Consider the following 19,975-nt stretch of genomic DNA (forward strand, 5'->3'; position numbering starts at 1 on the left):
TGGCATTGTATTTGGCGGGCCGGGCTGTTAATGGCGGAACCGGGCGGCTCCGCCATTGGCCGGTCAGAAGCTGATACGGCTGACGTTCTGGCAGCCCAGGGCTTCCAGGGTGGCGCGGGTGGCATCCCACTGGCTGAAAATGGCGCCCTGCGGTTCGGCCAGCACGGCGCGGCGGATCTTCAGACAGTCGCCGCCCGAAACGTTGAGCAGGATCAGCGCGGCCTGCAGCGGCGGCAGGCTTGGGTTGAAGGCGGCGTTCTCGGCATAGCGGCCGGCATACAGCGTGCCGTCTTCGGCTTCCAGCGCCACGCCGCTGTGGGCGTTGCTGTACGGCGCGTGGCTTTGGTTGGCCGCCGCCAATGCGGCCTGCGCCAACGGCTCGGTCAGCGCCAACTGATAGCCGTGGTCAACCTGGTCCATCAGCAGCGTGGTGATATCCAGATCTTTCGGGCCGAAGGCATCCGGCAGGTAATCCGCCAGCGTTGCCGGCGCACGGCCCGGCAGGCGGATCTGCAGGCCGGCGCCGCTGTTCAGCTCATTCATAAACTGCCGGCAGTGGCCGCACGGCGTGTAGTTGACGGTGATGGAGGCCAGCGCCGCTTCACCGCGCAGCCAGGCGTGCGTCACCGCGCACTGCTCGGCATGCACCGTTTGCTGCATCGGCGCGCCGCTGAATTCCATATTGGCGCCAAAGTACAGGTTGCCGCTCTGCCCACGGGCGATGGCGCCGACGTGAAAATGCGAAATCGGCGTTAACGAGCAGGCCGCCGCCAAAGGCAGCAGGGCAAATGCCAGGGCATCATCATCCAGCCCGCTGTGCTGCCGGATCGCTTCCGCCTGCTCAGCCGTGAACATCGCCGGAAAATCAGGCGCATCGAGATAAGGCAGCAGGGCGGATTGCAATGTCGCGGACAGTTCGCTGAAGGCGGTGTGAAAACGCGGGTGCATAGAAAGTCTCTCTACGGGTTAACGGGATAACATTCTAGGCAGCCCGGAAGGATTAAAGTGTGATTTATCTCTCTTTATTGATGAAAACACTGCAATGAAAACAATAAATGCGGGACGTGTCGCAAGTTTTACCGCCGTCAGGCGAACAGGTGCAGCAGCACCGGGAACAGGAAGGGGGCCAGCAGCGAGGTAATGATGCCGCAGATCACCAGCGCCAGCGAGCCGAACGCGCCTTCCTGATAATCCAGCTCGGCGCAACGCGCCGTGCCCAGCGCGTGGGAAGCGGTGCCCATCGCCAACCCACGCGCCGAGCGGGTAGTAATGCGCAACAGGTTGAACAGCGCATGGCCGAACACCGCGCCGAGAATGCCGACGAAGATCACGCACACCGCGCTGATCGCCGGGATGCCGCCGAGCGATTGCGCCACCGCCATGGCGATGGGCGTGGTGACCGATTTAGGCATGATCGACGCGGCGATCTCCGGCGTGGCGCCCATCCAGAGCGCAATGGTGCCACCGCTGATCATGGCGGTCATGCTGCCGATAAAACACACCGCGATGATCGATTTCCAGCGGGCGCGGATCTGGTGCAATTGCTCGTACAGCGGGAAGGCCAGCGCCACCACCGCCGGCTGCAGCAGGTCGTTGAGAATTTTGCTGCCCTGAAAATAGCGTTCGTAAGGAATGCCGGTCAGCAGCAGCAAAGGAATAATCACCGCCATGGAGACCAGCAGGGGATTGAGCAGCGGCATGTTCAGCCACTGCGCCAGCCGGCGGGCGGCAAAGTAAACCGCCAGCGTCAGCGGCAATGACCACCAGATTTCATGGATCATTTCTTGTCCTCCGGTTTGCCGGCAATGCGCCGTTCGCGGTGGAAATAGTGTGAGGTATAGCCGACCACCACTAGCACCATCAGCGTGCTGATAAGGCAGGAAAACACCAGCGGGCCGAGGTGTTCGACGATCTGATCGTAGTATTTCATCACGCCTACGCCGATCGGCACGAACAGCAGCACCATATAGCGGATCAGCAGATGGCAGCCGGGTTTGACCCATTTTGCCGGCAGAATTTGGCTGGAAAGCAGGGCGAACAGCAGCAGCATGCCGATGATGCTGCCGGGAATGGCGATCGGCAGCAGCAGCGCCGCTGCGTTGCCGATAAACAAGCAGAGATAGATAAGGGCGATTGCCCTCAGATATTTCCAGCAAAGCCTAAACACGTTGGCCATAACCCTTCCCGCTTAATTGATGTATTCATCATACAATTAAACTGTGAGCCATGCCACAGATCGCACCATGAATTCTCGCTATGCCCGCCATGCCGTTTTGGCGGGTTGACAGCTTGCGATAAGTGTAGCGCGCCCGGTTATTCTGCGCCTTCGGCCACCGCCGCCGGGTGCCGCGCCAGCCGGTGCCCGAGGAAAAAGAACAGCAGGCTGAACAAGGTGGCGGCTATCAGCATGACAAACATCAGCTGCGGCGCGGCATAGCTGAGCAGTAGGCCGCAAAGCACCGGATTGACGGCGCCGCCCAACGCGCTGAGATTTTGCACGCCGTAGTAGCTGCCTTTGAGGTGCTGCGGGGCGATAAAATCGATGAACATGTATTCCACCGGGATAACGATAATTTCCCCCAGGGTAAACACCGCCATCGCCGCCATCCACAGCCAGACCGACTGGCCGGCCAGCATAAAGCCGAGCAGGCCGACGATAAAGAACAGGGTGCCCAGCACCAGCCAGCGCAGCATGTTTTCCTGGCGCATGCCGCGGCTGAGCAGGTACTGCAGGGCGATCACGATGCCGGCGTTGACGATCATCACCAGCCCGATGATTTTATAGGCGAATTCTGCGCTGGAGACGGTGATGAGGTATTGCGACAGGTAGCCGGTGAACTGGCCGAACACCACCGCGCCCAGGGTGCTGCCGAGGGTGAAGTAAATCAGCCGCCGATCGTTGCGCAGGATGGCCAGCGTCTGGCGGAAATTGGGCAGTGCGGCTCCGGTTGCGGCAGCGGCGGCCGGCGGTTGCGGCGGTTGGCGGCGCAAACGCAGGCTCAGCGTCGCCACGGTCAGCAGCGCCAGGCCGCCCGAAAGGTAGAACGGCAGCAGCGGGCTGAACCCGGCCACCATCACCCCCAGCGAGGAGCCTATGGCCCAGCCGACGTTCACCAGCGTGTAGTTGACGGAAAAGGCCTTGATGCGCAGTTCCACCGGCAGCCAGTCGGCGAAGCAGGCCTTGATGGTAATGCTCAACACTGAATAGCAGGTGTGCAAGATGGCCAGCACCACGATGGCGCCGCCGGGGCGCGGGATCCAGGGAATAGCGAAGAAGCTCAGCGCGAACAGCAGGATCGACAGCAGAATCAGCCGGTTCTTGCTGAATTTGTCCACCAGATAGCCGCCGTACAGGCTGGCGATAATGCCGATCGCCAGGCTGACGCCCAGTATGATCCCCACGCTTTTCGGCAGCAGCTGGAAATGCCCGGTCAGGTAGATGGTGATAAACGGCAGCGTAACGCCGCGGCCGATGGTCAGCACCAGCGAGCTGGCCAGCAAGGCGTTGATCAGCGGTGGGAATCCCTTCATGTTGAGCCTGTTTATGCATACAGTAATTAAGCGATGTTGATAACATAGCCTATTTTGGCCAACAGGGAAGAGGAATAAGCGCTAATTGTTTGAAAAAAAGAGGCTGCGTCGGCAGCCTCTGGCAAAGCGCGGTTATTTGCCGTTTTTGGCCTGCAGCGTGGCGAACCACGGCTGAATGAAGTCGTTGCTGGTGCCCCAACCGGGGATGATTTTCGCCAGCCCGGCGACGTTGACCGGCCCCGGCTGCGCAACCAGCAGCGCCTGCGGAATGGCGGCCGCCTTAAATTGGTAGGTAGCCGGCGTCGCTTCGCCGGCGATCTTGTTGGCCACCAGCCGCAGGTTGACCGCGCCGATAAGCTTCGGATCCACCGCAACGCTGACCCGCCACGGGCTGTTGGCTTCGCGCATCAGTTGCAGATCCTGGTTGGAAATGTCGATGCTGTACAGCTTGATCTCGGTACGGCCGTTTTCCTTCAACGCTTTGTAGGCGCCCTGAGCAAAGGCGTCCCAGGTGCCCCAGATGGCGTCGATTTTGCCTTTCGGGTATTTCGCCAGCACCGCGCCCACCTTGTTGGCGGTGTCGCCCTGCACGTCGGACGATACCGCACCTATGGATTCCAGTTCATGGATGCCCGGGTTCTGCTTCAGCAATTGCTGATAGGCGGCCTGGCGGCGCTCCATCGGCGGGAAGCCGGCCACCCACAGTTTGATGATGTTGGCTTTGCCGTTAAAGTCTTTGATCAACTGGCCGAAGGATTCGTTGGCCAGCGAGGCGTCGTCCTGCTGCGAAACGGTTACGCCGGGAATGCTGCCGCTGACGTCGGTATCAAATGCCGAAACGGCGATGCCGGCCGCAGCAATGCGTTTTACCAAATCGGTGGAATAGGGCGCTCGCCCCTGCGAGAGGATGATGCCGTCGTATTTCTGGCTGATGGCCTGGTTGACGAAGTCCTGGAAGCGGGCGTCGTCGCCGTTGCTGAGGAAGGTATCCACCTTAAAGCCCAGCTTGCGGCCTTCCTGAATGGCGCCGGCCAGAAACTGGGTGGTGTTGTCGTCGGAACCCAGGTTGCGGATCACTGCGATGCGTATTTGGCCCTGATGTTGGGCAATGGCGGCCGGCAGCGGTGCGGCGCTTTCTGCAGCGAACAGTGGCGCAGCGGTCAGCAGGCCGAGGGCCAGCAGCGAAGTCTTGAGGTTTTTCATTATTATTGGCTCCAAAAACAGGTGAGAACGATCCCGGGTGGCGGCTTCAAGCATACGAGCATATAGCAGTCTTGCTGTCTGGACGTCTATTTGTTGTGTCGGAGCATCATAACCAGATACGGCGGGCTAAGGGAACAGCCGGGTTATGACTTTTTGCAGGCGCTTATAACTTTTGGTGCGGCGGGCAATAAAAAGGGCCGAGCAAGCTCGACCCTTGAAGAGAGGCACGAGGCGGTTATTTCACCTGCATGCCCGGCAGTGCGCCGCTGTCGGGGCTGAGCAGGAAGATTTCTTTTCCGCCCGGGCCGGCCGCCATCACCATGCCTTCGGAGACGCCGAAGCGCATTTTACGCGGCGCCAGGTTGGCCACCATGATGGTCAAGCGGCCTTCCAGCGCTTTCGGGTCCGGATAGGCTGAGCGAATGCCGGAGAAGATCTGGCGCGATTCGCCGCCCAGATCCAGCTGCAGCTTCAGCAGCTTGTCGGAACCTTCGACAAAGTCGGCGCTCTTGATCAGCGCGATGCGCATGTCGACCTTGGCGAAATCGTCAAAGCTGATGGTGTCCTGAATAGGATCCTCGGCCAGCGGGCCGGTCACCGGTTTGGCGGCGGCCATGTCTTCTTTCGAGGCGTTGACCATTTCATTCACCTTGTCGAGATCAATACGATTGAACAAGGCTTTGAACGCGTTGACCTGATGGTCCAGCAGAGGTTGCTGGATGGCGTCCCAGCTCAGCTCGGCGTTGAGGAAGGCCTCGGCGCGTTCGGTCAGCGACGGCAGCACCGGCTTCAGGTAGGTCATCAGCACGCGGAACAGGTTGATGCCCATCGAGCAGATAGCCTGCAGGTCGGCGTCGCGGCCTTCTTCCTTCGCGACCACCCACGGCGCTTGCTCATCCACATAGCGGTTGGCCAGATCGGCCAGCGCCATGATTTCGCGGATGGCGCGGCTGGATTCGCGGCTGGCGTAGGCGTCGGCAATGCTTTCCGCCGCATCGACGAAAGTTTGGTACAGCGCCGGGTCGGCCAGCTTGTCGGCCAGTTGGCCGCCGAAACGCTTGCTGATAAAGCCGGCGTTGCGCGAAGCCAGGTTCACCACTTTGTTGACGATGTCGGCGTTCACGCGCTGTACGAAGTCTTCCAGGTTAAGGTCGATATCGTCGATGCGCGAAGACAGCTTGGCGGCGTAGTAATAACGCAGGCAGTCGGCATCCAGATGCTGCAGATAGGTGCCGGCCTTGATAAAGGTGCCGCGCGATTTGGACATCTTGGCGCCGTTTACCGTCACGTAGCCGTGCACGAACAGGTTGGTAGGCTTGCGGAAGCCGCTGCCTTCCAGCATTGCCGGCCAGAACAGGCTGTGGAAATAGACGATGTCTTTGCCGATAAAGTGATACAGCTCGGTGCTGGAGTCTTTACGCCAGAATTCGTCAAAGTCCAGGTCGCCGCGCTTGTCGCACAGGTTTTTGAACGAACCCATGTAGCCGATAGGCGCATCCAGCCAAACATAGAAGTATTTGCCCGGCGCATCCGGGATTTCAAAGCCGAAATAAGGCGCATCGCGGGAGATATCCCATTGCTGCAGGCCAGATTCGAACCACTCTTGCATCTTGTTCGCCACCTGCTCTTGCAGCGCGCCGGAGCGGGTCCAGGCTTGCAGCATGGCGCTGAATTCAGGCAGATCGAAGAAGAAGTGCTCGGAATCGCGCATCACCGGCGTGGCGCCGGACACGACGGATTTCGGATCGATAAGTTCGGTCGGGCTGTAGGTTGAGCCGCACACTTCGCAGTTGTCGCCATATTGATCCGGCGACTTGCACTTCGGACAGGTGCCCTTCACGAAGCGATCCGGCAGGAACATGCCTTTCTCCGGATCGTACAACTGCGAGATGGTGCGGTTCTTGATGAAGCCGTTTTCTTTCAGGCGACCGTAAATCAGGTTCGACAGCTCACGGTTTTCATCGCTATGGGTTGAATGATAGTTGTCATAGCTGATGCCAAACCCGGCGAAATCCTGTTGGTGCTCCCGGCTCATTTCCGCGATCATTTCTTCCGGCTTGATGCCCATCTGCTGCGCTTTCAGCATGATTGGCGTGCCGTGCGCGTCGTCCGCACAGATGAAATGAACCTCGTTGCCGCGCATTCGTTGGTAACGAACCCAGATATCCGCCTGGATGTGCTCGAGCATGTGGCCGAGATGGATGGAACCATTTGCGTACGGTAGCGCGCACGTCACCAATAATTTTTTCGCGACTTGAGCCATAGTGAGAACTTGGTTTCTGTAGTAAATAAAAGGGCCTTCGATGTTAACCGATCGCGCCCCTCGCTGCTAGGGCGGTTTCTTGCAGGTTATGCGCGCCAGGCGCCGGGCAGTTCTGGTATGCTTAGCCGGAAGCGACTCATTCAAAATCAAGGAGCCGGGATGAACGCAAAATCCCCCGAGCAGACCAACCCCGAAGTTCTGCGTGCCCTGGTGACCGGTGTACTGGCCGCCTTTGAACACCCGACGTTAAAAAACAACCTGACCGCGCTGAAGGCCATTCATCACTGCGCGCTGTTGGACAATGTGCTGCACATTGAATTGACCCTGCCGTTCGCCTGGCAGAGCGGCTTTGAGGCGTTGCAGGAAAGCGTTAGCGCCGAATTGCTGCGTGTGACCGGCGCGGGCGCCATCGACTGGAAGCTGAAGCATGACATCACCACGCTGAAGCGCGCCAACGATCAGCCCGGCATCAAAGGCGTGCGCAACATCATCGCCGTCAGCTCCGGCAAGGGCGGGGTGGGCAAATCCAGCACCGCCGTCAATCTGGCGCTGGCGTTGGCCGCCGAAGGCGCCAGGGTCGGCATTCTGGACGCCGACATCTATGGCCCATCGATCCCTAATATGCTGGGCACCGAACACGAGCGCCCGACCTCGCCGGACGGCCAGCACATGGCGCCGATCATGGCGCACGGCCTGGCCACCAACTCCATCGGCTACCTGGTCACCGACGATAACGCCATGGTCTGGCGCGGCCCGATGGCCAGCAAGGCGCTGATGCAGCTGCTGCAGGATACGCTGTGGCCGGATCTGGATTACCTGGTGCTGGACATGCCGCCGGGCACTGGCGACATCCAGCTGACGCTGTCGCAAAACATTCCGGTGACCGGCGCGCTGGTGGTCACCACGCCGCAGGACATCGCGCTGTTGGACGCCGCCAAGGGCATCGTGATGTTCGAGAAGGTGCACGTGCCGGTATTGGGCATCGTGGAAAACATGAGCGTGCATATTTGCAGCAACTGCGGTCACCACGAGCCGGTCTTCGGCACCGGCGGCGCGGAGAAGCTGGTGAAGAAATACAACAGCCGCCTGTTGGGGCAGATGCCGCTGCATATCTCGCTGCGTGAAGATCTGGATCGCGGGGAGCCGACGGTCATCAGCCGGCCGGACAGCGAATTCGCCGAGATGTATCGCCAGCTCGCCGGCCGGGTAGCGGCCCAGATGTACTGGCAGGGCGATGCCATCCCGACGGAAATCTCGTTCCGCGCGCTGTAGTTTTATTGAGTGAAAAGATAAATCCCGGGCGACCGGGATTTTTTTTAGCGGGCCGCGTTGCCGGCGGGGCGGTAGGCCACCGGTGCGGCTAGGTGCAGGTCTTCGCGGGTGAAGGGTTTTTCTACCGGCGCAATGCTCACCGCGATAAATTCCAGCAGGCCCTGAGTGGGGGCCGCGGTGCCGTTATTGATCAACACCATGGGCAGCAGCAGGGCGGCTGCGATTTTGCGGTAGGAGAGGCGCGGCGGCGGAACATTGCGCTGCAGCCACAAGAAGGTGCTGCTGACGATAAAGCCCAGCGCCAGGCCGGTGACCACTTCAGAGACGGAGTGCACGTGGATGGCCAGCCGCGAATAGCCGATCAGCAACGCCAGCGCATAGCCGCACAGCACGGCGATTTTGCGCACGTTTGCGGAGTAGCGCCCGGTCAGCAGCCAAAGCATTACCGGCCAGATGCTGGCGGAGAGCGCCGAATGCCCGCTGAAACCGGTGAAGTCAAGTTCGCGAATGCCGATGCCCCAACCCATAAACGCCAGTTTGGAAGCGCAGACGATGCCGCCGACGCCGCCGAACAGCAATATCCATTGCCAGGTTTGTTTCCAGGTAGGGTAGGCGAAAATCAAAATGGCGAAAATAATGATGCCGGAAGGCAGCAGCAGCATGCTGTCGCCAAAAAAGGTCAGGGAATACCAATTCATTAGGGAAAAACCTGAGTAAAAACAAATGGAAATATCGTCTGCACAATGAACTCAAAGGGTATAGGCCGCCAACGGGCCGTTAGGGAATACCGAAAATCTTACCCTGCGCGCTGTTAAATAAGTAGTGTAAAAGTTCTGAAAACCCGACGAGCGCCCGCTGGGGGAGGTTACTCGCGCATCGCAGGCCGCCGGCTCCAACGCTAAAAGCTGGCGCAAAGCCCGCTGACTCCCTATAATTGTCGCGTTTTAGTTCCCCCCCTTCACACTACGAAATCAGGTCTTTAATTTTATGACTGACAAGCCGCATCAGTGCGTCATTATTGGTATAGCTGGCGCATCTGCCTCCGGAAAAAGCCTCATTGCCAGTACGTTATATCGTGAACTCCGCGACCAGGTAGGCGATGAACATATCGGCGTGATCCCTGAAGACAGTTATTACAAAGACCAAACGCATCTGACCATGGAAGAACGGGTCAAAACCAACTACGACCACCCGAGCGCCATGGACCACAACCTGCTGTTTCAGCATCTGCAAATGCTGAAGTCAGGCAAGGCGATAGAGCTGCCGTTGTACAGCTATACCGAACATACGCGTAAGAAAGAGACCGTTCATCTGGAACCGAAGAAGGTCATCATTTTGGAAGGGATCCTGCTGTTGACCGATATCCGCCTGCGCCAGGAAATGAACTTCTCCATCTTCGTCGACACGCCGCTGGATATTTGCCTGATGCGCCGCATGAAGCGCGACGTGAATGAACGCGGCCGCTCTATGGACTCGGTGATGGCCCAATACCAGAAAACCGTGCGCCCGATGTTCCTGCAGTTTATTGAGCCTTCCAAGCAATATGCCGACATTATCGTGCCGCGCGGCGGCAAGAACCGCATCGCGATCGATATTCTGAAAGCCAAAATCAGCCAATTCTTTGAATAATGCCGCTTAACGGCCGGAAAACCTGGCTTTCCGGCCCGCGGCCAACTATTTGCACCCTGGCGTAGACCTTTCGCCCGTTGTGTGGCAATTTTTGTTTAGTTACGCGCTTTGATGGAGAAAAAAGATGAGACTGTGCGACCGCGATATAGAAGCCTGGCTGGATAGCGAAAAACTGGTGATTTCACCGCGTCCGCCGATTGAGCGCATCAACGGGGCCACAGTGGATGTCCGTTTGGGCAACCAGTTCCGCGTGTTTCGCGGCCATACCGCCGCCTTTATCGATCTCAGCGGCCCCAAGGACGAAGTCAGCGCGGCGCTGGATCGCGTAATGAGCGACGAAATCGTCTTGCCGGAAGGCGAGGCCTTTTTCCTGCATCCGGGAGAATTGGCGCTGGCGGTGACGCTCGAATCCGTCACGCTGCCCAACGATTTGGTCGGCTGGCTGGATGGCCGCTCTTCCCTGGCGCGTTTGGGCCTGATGGTCCACGTTACCGCCCACCGCATCGATCCCGGCTGGCAGGGGCGCATCGTGCTGGAGTTCTATAATTCAGGTAAGTTGCCGCTGGCGTTACGCCCGGGCATGCTGATCGGCGCGTTGAGTTTCGAACCGCTATCCGGGCCGGCCGCTCGTCCTTACAACAGCCGCCAGGACGCCAAATACCGCGATCAGCAGGGTGCAGTGGCCAGTCGAATCGACAAGGACTAATGGCGCTGGAAGCACTGTCGGTGTGGCGCTGACAAGAGGGTGGCATGAGAAGACTACTGACGACGTTGGTGATTTTGCTGGTTGTGCTGGTTGCGGGAATGTCCGCGCTGGTCCTGTTGGTTAATCCGAATGATTTTCGCGCCTATATGGTCAAGAAAGTCGAGCAAAAGAGCGGTTATCAGCTCACGCTCGACGGCGATCTGCGCTGGCATATCTGGCCGCAGCTGAGCATTCTGGCCGGGCGTATGACGTTGACCGCGCCCGGGGCCCAGGCGCCGGTGGTGATCGCCGACAACATGCGCCTCGACGTCAAGCTGTTGCCGCTGTTGTCGCACCAGCTGTTCGTCAAACAGGTGATGCTCAAAAACGCCGTTATCCGCCTTACGCCGGACAGTGAAGAACAATCTCGGGTTGATGCCCCCATCGCCCCGGCCGGCAACACCGCCGAATCCGTGGACACGCCGTGGAAATTCGATATCGATAATCTGCGGATCGTCGATAGCCTGCTGATTTGGCAGCGGGCCGATAACGAGCAGATCAACGTCAGGGACATCAACCTCAGTCTGCAGCAAAATGACAAACGCCAGGCGCAGATGGAGCTTTCCAGCCGGGTGAATCGCGATCAGCGCGATCTGAGCTTCACCCTGGCGGCCGATATCGACTTGCAACAATACCCGCGCCAGATCGACGCCAGCGTCACTCAATTCAGCTATCAGCTGGAGGGGGCGGATATTTTGCATGGCGGCATCAAAGGGGAGGGCAGCGCGCAGGTAAGCTATCAACAGGCGCCGCAGCAAATTGCGTTCAGCCAGCTGAACTTCAGCGCCAACGACAGCCAGTTTGCCGGCAGCGGCAGCGCCACGCTGGCGCTGGTGCCAAGCTATGTCATGAATCTGACTTCGGCGAATCTTAATCTGGATGCGCTTTCCGGTTGGCAGTCCAGCGCGAGTGCGGCTGAGCCGCAGGTGATGACTTCCGCGCCGGTTATCGCCAGCCAGGTCGACGATCAGCAACAGAACTTTACCGCGCTGCGCGATTTCAATGCGCAACTTAATCTGCAGGTTGCCCAACTGACCTACCGCGGCATGAACATTTCTCAGCTGGCGGTGCGGGGCAATAACCAGCATGGGTTGCTGACGCTGGATACCTTGTCCGGTCAACTGGCCGGCGGGGATTTCTCTCTGCCCGGGACGTTGGATGCGCGCGGTAACAAACCGATCATCGCCGTTCAGCCGGTGCTTAAACAGGTTGAACTCGGCGCCGTGCTCAAGGCGTTCGATATGCCGCAGGTGCTGACCGGCAAATTCAGCATGCAGGGCGATCTGACCGGCGATCGCCTTACTTCACAATCTTTTGAGCATCGTTGGCGGGGGACCGCTGAATTGGCGATGCAGGATGCGCAGCTGCACGGGCTGAACATCCAACAGCTGATCCAGCAGGCGGTGGCGCGGAACGACAGCAGCGTGCGCGGGCAGGACAATTACCAGCGTTATACCGAGGTTAAACAGCTGGCGGCGAAAGCCAGTTTGGCTCAGGGAACGGTAAAAATCAGCGACATGAAAGCGGAGTCGTCGTTGCTGAGCCTGAACGGCGGCGGCACGGTCAACATGCCGGGCAAGCAGTGCGATATGACGCTCAACGTGCAGGTGACCGGCGGCTGGCAGGGGCGCAGCGAATTGATCGAGCAGCTGCAGAAAACGCCTATTCCCCTGCGGGTCTATGGCCCGTGGCAGCAGCTGAACTACCAGCTGCAGATCGATCGGGTGCTGCGTAATACATTGCAGAACCGCGCCAAGGACGCGTTGAACAAGTGGGCTGAGAAGAACAAGGACTCACGTGAAGGTCAGGATCTGAAAAAACTGCTCGACAAGCTTTAACCCCCCAGGATGCGGGCCCGGCGGCCCGCATCGCATTGGTTTCTCCCGCCAATGATTTCCTTGATTTACCTTGATGAATGTCATGACGGTTTGCGCCGAGTTTGTGCAGAGTATGCGTTATTACGCGATTCTGGTGCGCCCCCGTGCGCTAAAAATGACAAGTTGAGGGACTATGATAGAACTTCTGATCGGCGCCGCCGTGGCGGCCGGCGTTGGCCGTTACATCATCAAAGGCTATTCGGCCACCGGGGTCCTGATGGTGGGCGGCCTGTTGCTGCTGGCCATCAGCGCGCTGATGGGCAAGGCGCTGTTGCCTGCCGGTGCCGCATCGACGGGATGGCGCGCTACCGATATTATCGAATACGTCAAAATTCTGCTGATGAGCCGCGGCGGCGATCTGGGCATGATGATCATGGCGTTGTGCGGGTTTGCGGCCTACATGACGCACATTGGCGCCAATGACGTGGTGGTAAAGCTGGCTTCTCGCCCGCTGCAGATGATCAACTCGCCTTACCTGTTGATGGTGGCGGCCTATTTTGTCGCTTGCCTGATGTCGCTGGCGGTGTCTTCCGCCACCGGCCTTGGCGTGCTGTTGATGGCGACGCTGTTTCCGCTGATGGTTAACGTCGGGATCGGCCGCGGCGCGGCGGCGGCCATTTGCGCTTCGCCCGCCGCCATTATTCTGGCGCCGACCTCAGGGGATGTGGTGCTGGCCGCCAAGGCGGCGGAGATGCCGCTGGTGGATTTCGCTTTTAAAACGACCTTGCCGATCTCGATTGCGGCCATCGTTTGCATGGGCGTCGCGCACTATTTCTGGCAGCGTTATCTCGACAGAAAGAACAACGAACGGCATCACGCCATGGACGTCAGCGAAATGACCACCCACGCGCCGGGCTATTACGCCATTCTGCCGTTTACGCCGATCCTCGGGGTGCTGGTGTTCGACGGCAAATGGGGGCCGGAACTGCATATCATCACCCTGTTGGTGGGCTGCATGCTGCTGGCGGCGTTGATAGAGTTCGCGCGCAGCTTCAGCGCCAGGCAGGTATTCGGTGGGCTGGAAGTGGCATATCGCGGCATGGCGGACGCTTTCGCCAGCGTGGTGATGCTGTTGGTGGCCGCCGGGGTGTTCGCCCAAGGGCTGAGCACCGTCGGCTTTATCAGCGGCCTGATTGGCCTGGCCCAGTCGTTTGGCACCGGCGGCCTGATCATGATGCTGGTGTTGGTGGTGATTACCATGCTGGCGGCGATGACCACCGGTTCAGGCAACGCCCCTTTCTACGCTTTTGTTGAGCTGATCCCCAAACTGGCGGCGCAGATGGGGGTGAACCCGGCGTATTTGGTGATCCCCATGCTGCAGGCATCCAATCTGGGGCGGACGCTGTCACCGGTTTCCGGCGTGGTGGTGGCGGTGTCCGGCATGGCGAAAATCTCACCTTTTGAGGTGGTGAAACGCACGTCGGTACCGGTTATTGTGGGCTTGATCGTGGTGGTGGTGGCGACGGAGCTGCTGGTTCCACAGCATCCGTAGCCACCCGCCGCCGGCGCCCGTCAGACTTCGTAATCGGGCTCCGGCGGTGACAGCGGGGTGATTTTTACCTTCAGGATGCGGTGGCTGCTCACTTCCAGCGGTTCAAACAGGTAGTCGCCGATCCGCAGCTGCTCACCTTCCTGAGGGATGCGTTGGCTGTGCTCCATCAGCAGCCCCGCCAGGGTATGGTATTCGCGCTTTTCTTCCAGCGGCAGCGGCAGGTAGTGCACCAGGTCCTCCAGCGGCATATAGCCGTTGGCGAGCCAACTGCCATCTTCGTTTTGCTGGATATCATGCCGCGCGTCGACGTCTTCACCGGCCTCCGGCAGGTTGCCGGCGATGGTTTCCATTACGTCGGTGAGCGTCACTATGCCTTCCACCGAGCCGAATTCATCCACGACAAAAGCGAAGTGCGTCTGCGCCTGACGGAATTGTTCCAGCGCGCCCAGCAACGTCAGCTGCTCGGGGAAGATCAGCGGTTGGCGCACCAGCGCGCGGAGATCCAACGGCGCCTGGGCCAACTGCTGCTTCAGCACATCGATGGTGTGGATCACCCCCAGAGGCTCGTCACTGCCGCTGTTCTCCACCACCACGATGCGCGTATGCTGGTTTTTCTCCAGCAACTGCGTCAGCTTTTCCTGCGGGTCGTTCAGCTCGAGGTATTCGACGTCGTGGCGTGAAGTCATGATGCTGCTGACCGTACGCTGCGCCATACCCAGCACGCGCTCAATCATATGTCGCTCTTGCCGGTTGAAGATTTCGCCGTTCTCGCTATCGCTGTCGGCCAGCAGGCTGGCCGAATGGCTGTCCACTTCCGCCTCTTCATGTTTGCCGCTCAGCATGCGCAAGACGGCTTCGGCGGTGCGTTCGCGCAGCGGGCGCACCTTGGACAGGAAACGCCGGCGGTTAAATTGCGCCAGTTGGTTCAGGGCTTCGATCATGACGGAGAAGCCGATCGCGGCGTAGAGATAGCCTTTGGGTATGTAATAGCCGAAGCCTTCGGCGACCAGGCTGAAGCCGATCATCAACAGGAAGCTCAGGCAGAGAATGACGATGGTCGGGTGAGCGTTCACGAAGCGGGTCAGAGGCTTGCTGGCCAGCAACATCAGGCCAATGGCGATACAGACGGCAATCATCATCACCGCCAGGTGATCGACCATGCCGACGGCGGTGATCACCGAATCGAGTGAAAAGACGGCGTCCAGCACCACGATTTGCGCCACCACCGGCCAGAAACGCGCGCCCTTGCGTGGGCCGTGCTCTTCCTCGTCCTTGCCTTCCAGCCGTTCATTCAGCTCCATGGTGGCTTTGAACAGCAGGAATATCCCCCCGACCAGCATAATGAGATCCCGGCCGCTGAAAGGATGCTCAGCAACCACGAACATGGGCTTGGTGAGCGTGGCCAACCAAGAGATGGAGGCGAGCAGCGCGAGGCGCATCAGCAATGCCAGCAACAGGCCGACAACGCGAGCTTTATCTCTTTGTTGTTTTGGGAGTTTTTCCGCCAGAATGGCGATAAATATAAGGTTGTCTATACCCAGTACGATTTCCAGCACGACCAGCGTGGCCAGGCCGGCCCAAATTGTTGGATCTGCGATCCATTCCATACGCCCAATTTCACCTGTAAGTTCGACGGCTCATGCCGCAGGGGAATGATGAGTGCTGAGGGAGGAAAATTCAACTTTAATCAGGCTGGCGTTGTGTCGTCGAGGGCAATTATCAGAACAATGCTTGGAATGGCAATAATAACCTTTATAAATTAGGTGGTTATATTAGGCATTTGCATGCGTATTTCAGCTTATTGGCAGGATAAAAAAGGGACAGTTAAATAATAATTGTTTAAAATCATTATGTTGCAAGTTGCTCTGTCTGTTACAATTTAAATAACGCGTTCCCTTGAGTAGTCTTATTCCGAAAACACTCTGCCCCTGGTATCTAAGGCTTGTATCAATAGGTCAATAGTATAAGAATCTTAGCCATATATAAACGATAACAACAGCCATCGTTTGGTTATAAAAAAACCGAAACCTTTTTGGTTTTGTCGGCCGACGACCTCGGCTTTGGATGTGAATTCCTATACCGATATAAAATATGAGCAAAAGTCAGCGTGCTGAAATTTGATCGCTGTTGACAGTGCATTGGTAGCTGGAAGCCAAGGGCGGTAGCGTGTCTGGTTAAACGGCATGTCTAGCTAACTATATGAATTATATTAACTTAAATTAATTGTTTGTAATTCGAGTGTGGATAAAAAATATGCAAAAGAGACTTAAGGCGGTAATTCCAGTAGCGGGTTTAGGGACCCGAATGTTGCCTGCGACAAAGGCTATTCCTAAAGAAATGCTGCCGGTCGTCGATAAGCCCTTGATTCAGTACATTGTGAACGAGTGTGTGGCGGCGGGGATCAAGGATATTGTGCTGGTAACCCATTCTTCAAAAAACGCCATCGAAAACCATTTCGACACCTCGTTTGAACTGGAAGCCGTGCTGGAATCGCGCGTGAAACGCCAGCTGCTGGAAGAAGTTAAAGGCATTTGTCCGCCGGATGTCACCGTAATGCAGGTGCGCCAGGGCCAGGCTAAAGGGCTGGGGCACGCGGTGCTGTGCGCGAAACCTATGGTGGGTGACGATGCCTTTGTGGTGCTGCTGCCGGATGTGCTGTTGGATGATTCCACGGCGGATCTGCGTAAGGAGAACCTTGCCAAAATGCTCCAGCGTTTCAACGAGACGGGCTATAGCCAGATCATGGTGGAACCGGTCCCGGAAAAAGACGTGTCTAAGTACGGCGTGGTGGACTGTGGCGGTAAGGCACTGTCGGCAGGGGAAAGCACCCCGATGACCGCGGTGGTGGAAAAGCCCGCGCGTGAAGAGGCGCCATCCAATCTGGCCGTTGTCGGCCGCTATGTGCTTTCCGCCGATATTTGGCCTCTGCTGGAAAAAACGCCACCGGGCGCCGGCGATGAAATTCAGCTGACGGATGCCATCGCCATGCTGATGGAGCAAGAAACCGTTGAGGCGTTCCACATGAGCGGCAAATCGCATGACTGTGGCGACAAACTGGGCTATATGAAAGCTTTCGTTCAATACGGCTTGCGCCATCAGACTGAAGGCGAAGGTTTCGCTCAGTGGCTGAAGCAAACATTGAACGCTAAATAATCAGGCTGCGGCGGATATACGCTCACGATTTTGAAGAGGATTTTTATGACTAAGTTAAAGGCCGTCATCCCTGTTGCTGGATTGGGTATGCATATGTTGCCGGCAACCAAGGCAATCCCGAAAGAGATGTTGCCGATCGTAGATAAACCGTTGATTCAGTACATCGTGAATGAATGCGTAGCCGCCGGCATTAAAGATATCATCCTGGTGACGCATTCATCCAAGAACGCTATCGAAAACCATTTCGACACCTCATTTGAACTGGAAGCCATGCTCGAGGCGCGAGTTAAGCGCCAATTGCTGGACGAAGTGAAGTCCATCACGCCGAAAGGCGTGACGCTGATGCATATTCGCCAGGGGCAGCCGAAAGGCCTGGGGCACGCGGTGCTGTGCGCCAAGCCTTTGATTGGCGATTCGCCTTTTGTGGTTTTGCTGCCGGACATCTTGCTGGATGATGCCAAAGCCGACCTCAAAAAAGATAACCTACCGCATCTGATCTCTCGCTTTGAACAGTCTGGCCTGAGCCAGGTTCTGGTGCAGGCGGCGGATGAAAACGTTCTTTACGATTACTCGGTGGTGGAATGCGAGACCAACTCGCTGAACCCCGGCGAGAGCGCCCGAATGACCTCCATTATTGAGAAACCGAGCCGGGAGCTCCAGCTGAAGTCCAATTATTCCGCCGTCGGCCGCTATGTATTATCCGCCGATATCTGGCCTATTCTGGAAAAGACCGAACCCGGCGCATGGGGACGTATTCAGCTGACCGATGCGATTGCCGAATTGTTGAAGCACAAGCCGGTCGAAGCCACGGAGCTGGTTGGCGAGTCATTCAACTGCGGTGAGAAAATTGGCTATCTGCGCGCTTTCGTGACCTATGGTCTGCGGCATCCGACGCAGGGGGAAGCCTTCAGAGAATGGGCTAAACAGCTGTCGTTGTAACAGCGCGCGATTGGCAAAAACGGCAGTTTGCGCTGTACTCTGTTTTCTCTGGAAGCGTTGTTTCGATGATTAGTCATCATGTTGGACTATAGTGGTCGATTATTCCATAATCGTACAGCTCGGTTCTTCAACGCTGGCTCAATATGAGCATCCTTACTTTGCCAAGTCTTTCGACAGATGCCAGACTTGGCAAAAATTTTGTAGCGCATGCTGCGGTGTAGCCAAGGCTGGTCAGGTAACGTAGCTCGGCAGATATATTTACTTTGAAAGTGATGATAACTCGATGGCAAAAAAACAATGGAAACTGATACCGTTACTGGTATCGATCGGCGTGATCAGCGGATGCACAATTGCTCCTGGAACTCATCTTTCCACGATGGGTAAGGACGTTGTCAAACAGGAAGACAGCGACTTCAACCTGGATGAGTTAGTTAATATTTACCCAATGACGCCTGGGCTAATTGAAAAAATGCGGCCAAAGAGCGTGATAGCGCAAAATAATGCCCCATTAGAGCGCGAGCTTAAAAATTACGAATACCGGATTGGTGTCGGCGATGTGCTGATGGTCACCGTGTGGGATCACCCGGAATTGACCACGCCCGCCGGGCAATATCGTAGCGCCAGCGATACGGGTAACTGGGTAAACTCTGACGGAGCTATTTTCTATCCTTATATCGGCAAGGTCAGGGTTGAAGGCAAGACGTTAGGCCAGGTGCGCACGGATATCGCCGGGCGATTGGCTCAGTTTATCGAGAGCCCTCAGGTCGATGTCAGCGTGGCGGCTTTCCGTTCTCAAAAGGCTTACATCACCGGTGAAGTGAGTAAGTCAGGCCAGCAGCCAATCACTAACGTTCCCCTGACGATTATGGACGCGATTAATGCGGCCGGTGGTCTGACAGAAAACGCGGATTGGCGCAACGTCGTGTTGACGCATAATGGCCGAGAGCAAAAAATCTCCCTGCAGGCGCTGATGCAAAAAGGCGATCTGACGCAAAACCACCTGCTGTACCCAGGCGATATTCTCTACGTACCGCGCAATGACGATCTGAAAGTGTTCGTGATGGGTGAAGTGAAGCAGCAAAATACCCTGAAAATGGATCGTAGCGGAATGACCCTGACCGAAGCCTTGGGCAACGCGCAAGGTTTGGATCAAACCTCCTCTGATGCAACCGGCGTATTCGTTATTCGCCCACTGCGTGGTAGTGAAGGTAAAAAGATCGCCAATATCTATCAATTGAACGCCAAAGACGCTTCAGCGCTGGTGATGGGAACCGAGTTCCAGCTTCAGCCGTATGACATTGTTTATGTAACCACGGCGCCGTTGGTTCGTTGGAACCGCGTGATTGGGCAGCTGATTCCAACGATCACTGGCGTACATGATATGACAGAAACCGTTCGCTATATCCATACGTGGTAAGCAATCATGTTTGATTCGATACTCGTAGTTTGTGTCGGTAATATTTGTCGCTCCCCCACGGGGGAGCGGCTGTTGAAACAAGCGCTACCGCACAAAAAAATAGCGTCGGCGGGCTTAGGGGCTTTGGTGGATAAGCCTGCCGATGTACATGCCAGCGATACTGCGCGTGCGCATGGCCTTTCTTTGGATGGGCATAAGGCGCAGCAACTCACAACGGCTATGTGTCGGGAATATGATTTGATTCTCGTGATGGAAAAAGAACACATAGACGCCGTGGGCCGTTTGGCGCCGGAAGTTAGAGGTAAAACCATGCTATTTGGCCACTGGCTGAATCAGCATGAAATTCCCGATCCATACCGAAAAAGCTATGAAGCATTTGAACATGTCTATAGCTTGCTCGACCATTCGGCCCAAAAATGGGCACAAGTCTTAAGCCGATAGCAAGTCAGGATTC

At 57.2% G+C, this 19,975-nt stretch carries 17 protein-coding genes; 9 read left to right on the plus strand and 8 right to left on the minus strand.

The features are described from left to right. Nucleotides 1–63 precede the first annotated feature (63 nt). From cdd to metG, 6 genes are all read right to left on the minus strand, one after another. A complete protein-coding gene (gene cdd, locus KHA73_RS07990) occupies nt 64–948 on the minus strand; it encodes a cytidine deaminase (RefSeq protein WP_234590148.1) in 885 nt (294 codons plus the stop codon). 137 nt (nt 949–1,085) lie between these two features. Then, nucleotides 1,086–1,781 carry a CidB/LrgB family autolysis modulator gene (locus KHA73_RS07995; protein WP_234590149.1) on the minus strand — a complete coding sequence of 232 codons (696 nt, stop codon included), beginning with the start codon at nt 1,779–1,781 and terminating at the stop codon, nt 1,086–1,088. Continuing rightward, nucleotides 1,778–2,176: a CidA/LrgA family protein gene (locus KHA73_RS08000; protein WP_234590150.1), complete on the minus strand. Its 399-nt coding sequence runs from the start codon at nt 2,174–2,176 to the stop codon at nt 1,778–1,780. The genes KHA73_RS07995 and KHA73_RS08000 overlap by 4 nt, the downstream gene beginning before the upstream one ends. Nucleotides 2,177–2,313: 137 nt before the next feature. After that, nucleotides 2,314–3,531, minus strand: coding sequence for an MFS transporter (locus KHA73_RS08005; protein WP_234590151.1), 1,218 nt, complete (start codon nt 3,529–3,531; stop codon nt 2,314–2,316). Nucleotides 3,532–3,663: 132 nt separating this feature from the next. After that, the gene (locus KHA73_RS08010; protein WP_234590152.1) at nt 3,664–4,734 is read right to left on the minus strand and encodes a sugar ABC transporter substrate-binding protein; all 1,071 of its coding nucleotides are present in this window, start codon (nt 4,732–4,734) and stop codon (nt 3,664–3,666) included. Nucleotides 4,735–4,969: 235 nt separating this feature from the next. Then, nucleotides 4,970–6,997: a methionine--tRNA ligase gene (gene metG / locus KHA73_RS08015; RefSeq protein WP_234590153.1), complete on the minus strand. Its 2,028-nt coding sequence runs from the start codon at nt 6,995–6,997 to the stop codon at nt 4,970–4,972. Between the two features lie 159 nt (nt 6,998–7,156). Here metG and apbC point away from each other — a divergent pair, with 159 nt between their 5' ends. After that, complete coding sequence (gene apbC, locus KHA73_RS08020; RefSeq protein ID WP_234590154.1) at nt 7,157–8,269, plus strand: iron-sulfur cluster carrier protein ApbC; 1,113 nt, start codon at nt 7,157–7,159, stop codon at nt 8,267–8,269. A gap of 44 nt (nt 8,270–8,313) precedes the next feature. Here apbC and KHA73_RS08025 read toward each other — a convergent pair whose 3' ends face one another. Next, complete coding sequence (locus KHA73_RS08025; protein ID WP_234590155.1) at nt 8,314–8,967, minus strand: phosphatase PAP2 family protein; 654 nt, start codon at nt 8,965–8,967, stop codon at nt 8,314–8,316. A gap of 289 nt (nt 8,968–9,256) precedes the next feature. Here KHA73_RS08025 and udk point away from each other — a divergent pair, with 289 nt between their 5' ends. The 4 genes from udk to dcuC all read left to right on the plus strand — a co-directional run bounded on the left by udk (nt 9,257) and on the right by dcuC (nt 14,012). After that, on the plus strand, nt 9,257–9,898 hold the full coding sequence (gene udk / locus KHA73_RS08030; protein WP_061798457.1) for a uridine kinase: 642 nt from the start codon (nt 9,257–9,259) through the stop codon (nt 9,896–9,898). A gap of 124 nt (nt 9,899–10,022) precedes the next feature. Next, nucleotides 10,023–10,604, plus strand: a complete 582-nt coding sequence (gene dcd / locus KHA73_RS08035) for a dCTP deaminase (RefSeq protein ID WP_234590156.1) — start codon at nt 10,023–10,025, stop codon at nt 10,602–10,604. A 44-nt stretch (nt 10,605–10,648) separates the two neighbouring features. Beyond that, nucleotides 10,649–12,481, plus strand: a complete 1,833-nt coding sequence (gene asmA, locus KHA73_RS08040; protein ID WP_234590157.1) for an outer membrane assembly protein AsmA — start codon at nt 10,649–10,651, stop codon at nt 12,479–12,481. 172 nt (nt 12,482–12,653) lie between these two features. Continuing rightward, nucleotides 12,654–14,012, plus strand: a complete 1,359-nt coding sequence (dcuC, locus tag KHA73_RS08045; RefSeq protein ID WP_234590158.1) for an anaerobic C4-dicarboxylate transporter DcuC — start codon at nt 12,654–12,656, stop codon at nt 14,010–14,012. A 20-nt stretch (nt 14,013–14,032) separates the two neighbouring features. Here dcuC and KHA73_RS08050 read toward each other — a convergent pair whose 3' ends face one another. Next, a complete protein-coding gene (locus KHA73_RS08050) occupies nt 14,033–15,619 on the minus strand; it encodes a TerC family protein (protein ID WP_234590159.1) in 1,587 nt (528 codons plus the stop codon). A gap of 646 nt (nt 15,620–16,265) precedes the next feature. Between KHA73_RS08050 and galU the strand changes: the two genes are divergently transcribed. The 4 genes from galU to KHA73_RS08070 all read left to right on the plus strand — a co-directional run bounded on the left by galU (nt 16,266) and on the right by KHA73_RS08070 (nt 19,962). Then, nucleotides 16,266–17,165, plus strand: coding sequence for a UTP--glucose-1-phosphate uridylyltransferase GalU (gene galU / locus KHA73_RS08055; RefSeq protein ID WP_234590160.1), 900 nt, complete (start codon nt 16,266–16,268; stop codon nt 17,163–17,165). 45 nt (nt 17,166–17,210) lie between these two features. After that, complete coding sequence (locus KHA73_RS08060) at nt 17,211–18,104, plus strand: sugar phosphate nucleotidyltransferase (RefSeq protein WP_234590161.1); 894 nt, start codon at nt 17,211–17,213, stop codon at nt 18,102–18,104. A 283-nt stretch (nt 18,105–18,387) separates the two neighbouring features. Then, a complete protein-coding gene (locus KHA73_RS08065) occupies nt 18,388–19,521 on the plus strand; it encodes a polysaccharide export protein (protein WP_234590162.1) in 1,134 nt (377 codons plus the stop codon). Between the two features lie 6 nt (nt 19,522–19,527). Next, a complete protein-coding gene (locus KHA73_RS08070) occupies nt 19,528–19,962 on the plus strand; it encodes an arsenate reductase/protein-tyrosine-phosphatase family protein (RefSeq protein WP_234590163.1) in 435 nt (144 codons plus the stop codon). The last annotated feature ends 13 nt before the right edge of the window (nt 19,963–19,975 follow it).

The organism is Serratia entomophila (assembly GCF_021462285.1).
GTDB lineage: Bacteria > Pseudomonadota > Gammaproteobacteria > Enterobacterales > Enterobacteriaceae > Serratia > Serratia entomophila.

Excerpts from the sequence above, each read along its gene's own strand:
- KHA73_RS08050 (WP_234590159.1), bottom strand. The coding sequence starts at position 15,619 with ATGGAATGGATCGCAGATCCAACAATTTGGGCCGGCCTGGCCACGCTG.
- dcd (WP_234590156.1), top strand. The coding sequence starts at position 10,023 with ATGAGACTGTGCGACCGCGATATAGAAGCCTGGCTGGATAGCGAAAAA.
- KHA73_RS08070 (WP_234590163.1), top strand. The coding sequence starts at position 19,528 with ATGTTTGATTCGATACTCGTAGTTTGTGTCGGTAATATTTGTCGCTCC.
- KHA73_RS08005 (WP_234590151.1), bottom strand. The coding sequence starts at position 3,531 with ATGAAGGGATTCCCACCGCTGATCAACGCCTTGCTGGCCAGCTCGCTG.
- KHA73_RS08025 (WP_234590155.1), bottom strand. The coding sequence starts at position 8,967 with ATGAATTGGTATTCCCTGACCTTTTTTGGCGACAGCATGCTGCTGCTG.
- metG (WP_234590153.1), bottom strand. The coding sequence starts at position 6,997 with ATGGCTCAAGTCGCGAAAAAATTATTGGTGACGTGCGCGCTACCGTAC.
- KHA73_RS07995 (WP_234590149.1), bottom strand. The coding sequence starts at position 1,781 with ATGATCCATGAAATCTGGTGGTCATTGCCGCTGACGCTGGCGGTTTAC.
- cdd (WP_234590148.1), bottom strand. The coding sequence starts at position 948 with ATGCACCCGCGTTTTCACACCGCCTTCAGCGAACTGTCCGCGACATTG.
- asmA (WP_234590157.1), top strand. The coding sequence starts at position 10,649 with ATGAGAAGACTACTGACGACGTTGGTGATTTTGCTGGTTGTGCTGGTT.
- KHA73_RS08010 (WP_234590152.1), bottom strand. The coding sequence starts at position 4,734 with ATGAAAAACCTCAAGACTTCGCTGCTGGCCCTCGGCCTGCTGACCGCT.
- apbC (WP_234590154.1), top strand. The coding sequence starts at position 7,157 with ATGAACGCAAAATCCCCCGAGCAGACCAACCCCGAAGTTCTGCGTGCC.
- galU (WP_234590160.1), top strand. The coding sequence starts at position 16,266 with ATGCAAAAGAGACTTAAGGCGGTAATTCCAGTAGCGGGTTTAGGGACC.
- KHA73_RS08060 (WP_234590161.1), top strand. The coding sequence starts at position 17,211 with ATGACTAAGTTAAAGGCCGTCATCCCTGTTGCTGGATTGGGTATGCAT.
- dcuC (WP_234590158.1), top strand. The coding sequence starts at position 12,654 with ATGATAGAACTTCTGATCGGCGCCGCCGTGGCGGCCGGCGTTGGCCGT.
- udk (WP_061798457.1), top strand. The coding sequence starts at position 9,257 with ATGACTGACAAGCCGCATCAGTGCGTCATTATTGGTATAGCTGGCGCA.
- KHA73_RS08000 (WP_234590150.1), bottom strand. The coding sequence starts at position 2,176 with ATGGCCAACGTGTTTAGGCTTTGCTGGAAATATCTGAGGGCAATCGCC.
- KHA73_RS08065 (WP_234590162.1), top strand. The coding sequence starts at position 18,388 with ATGGCAAAAAAACAATGGAAACTGATACCGTTACTGGTATCGATCGGC.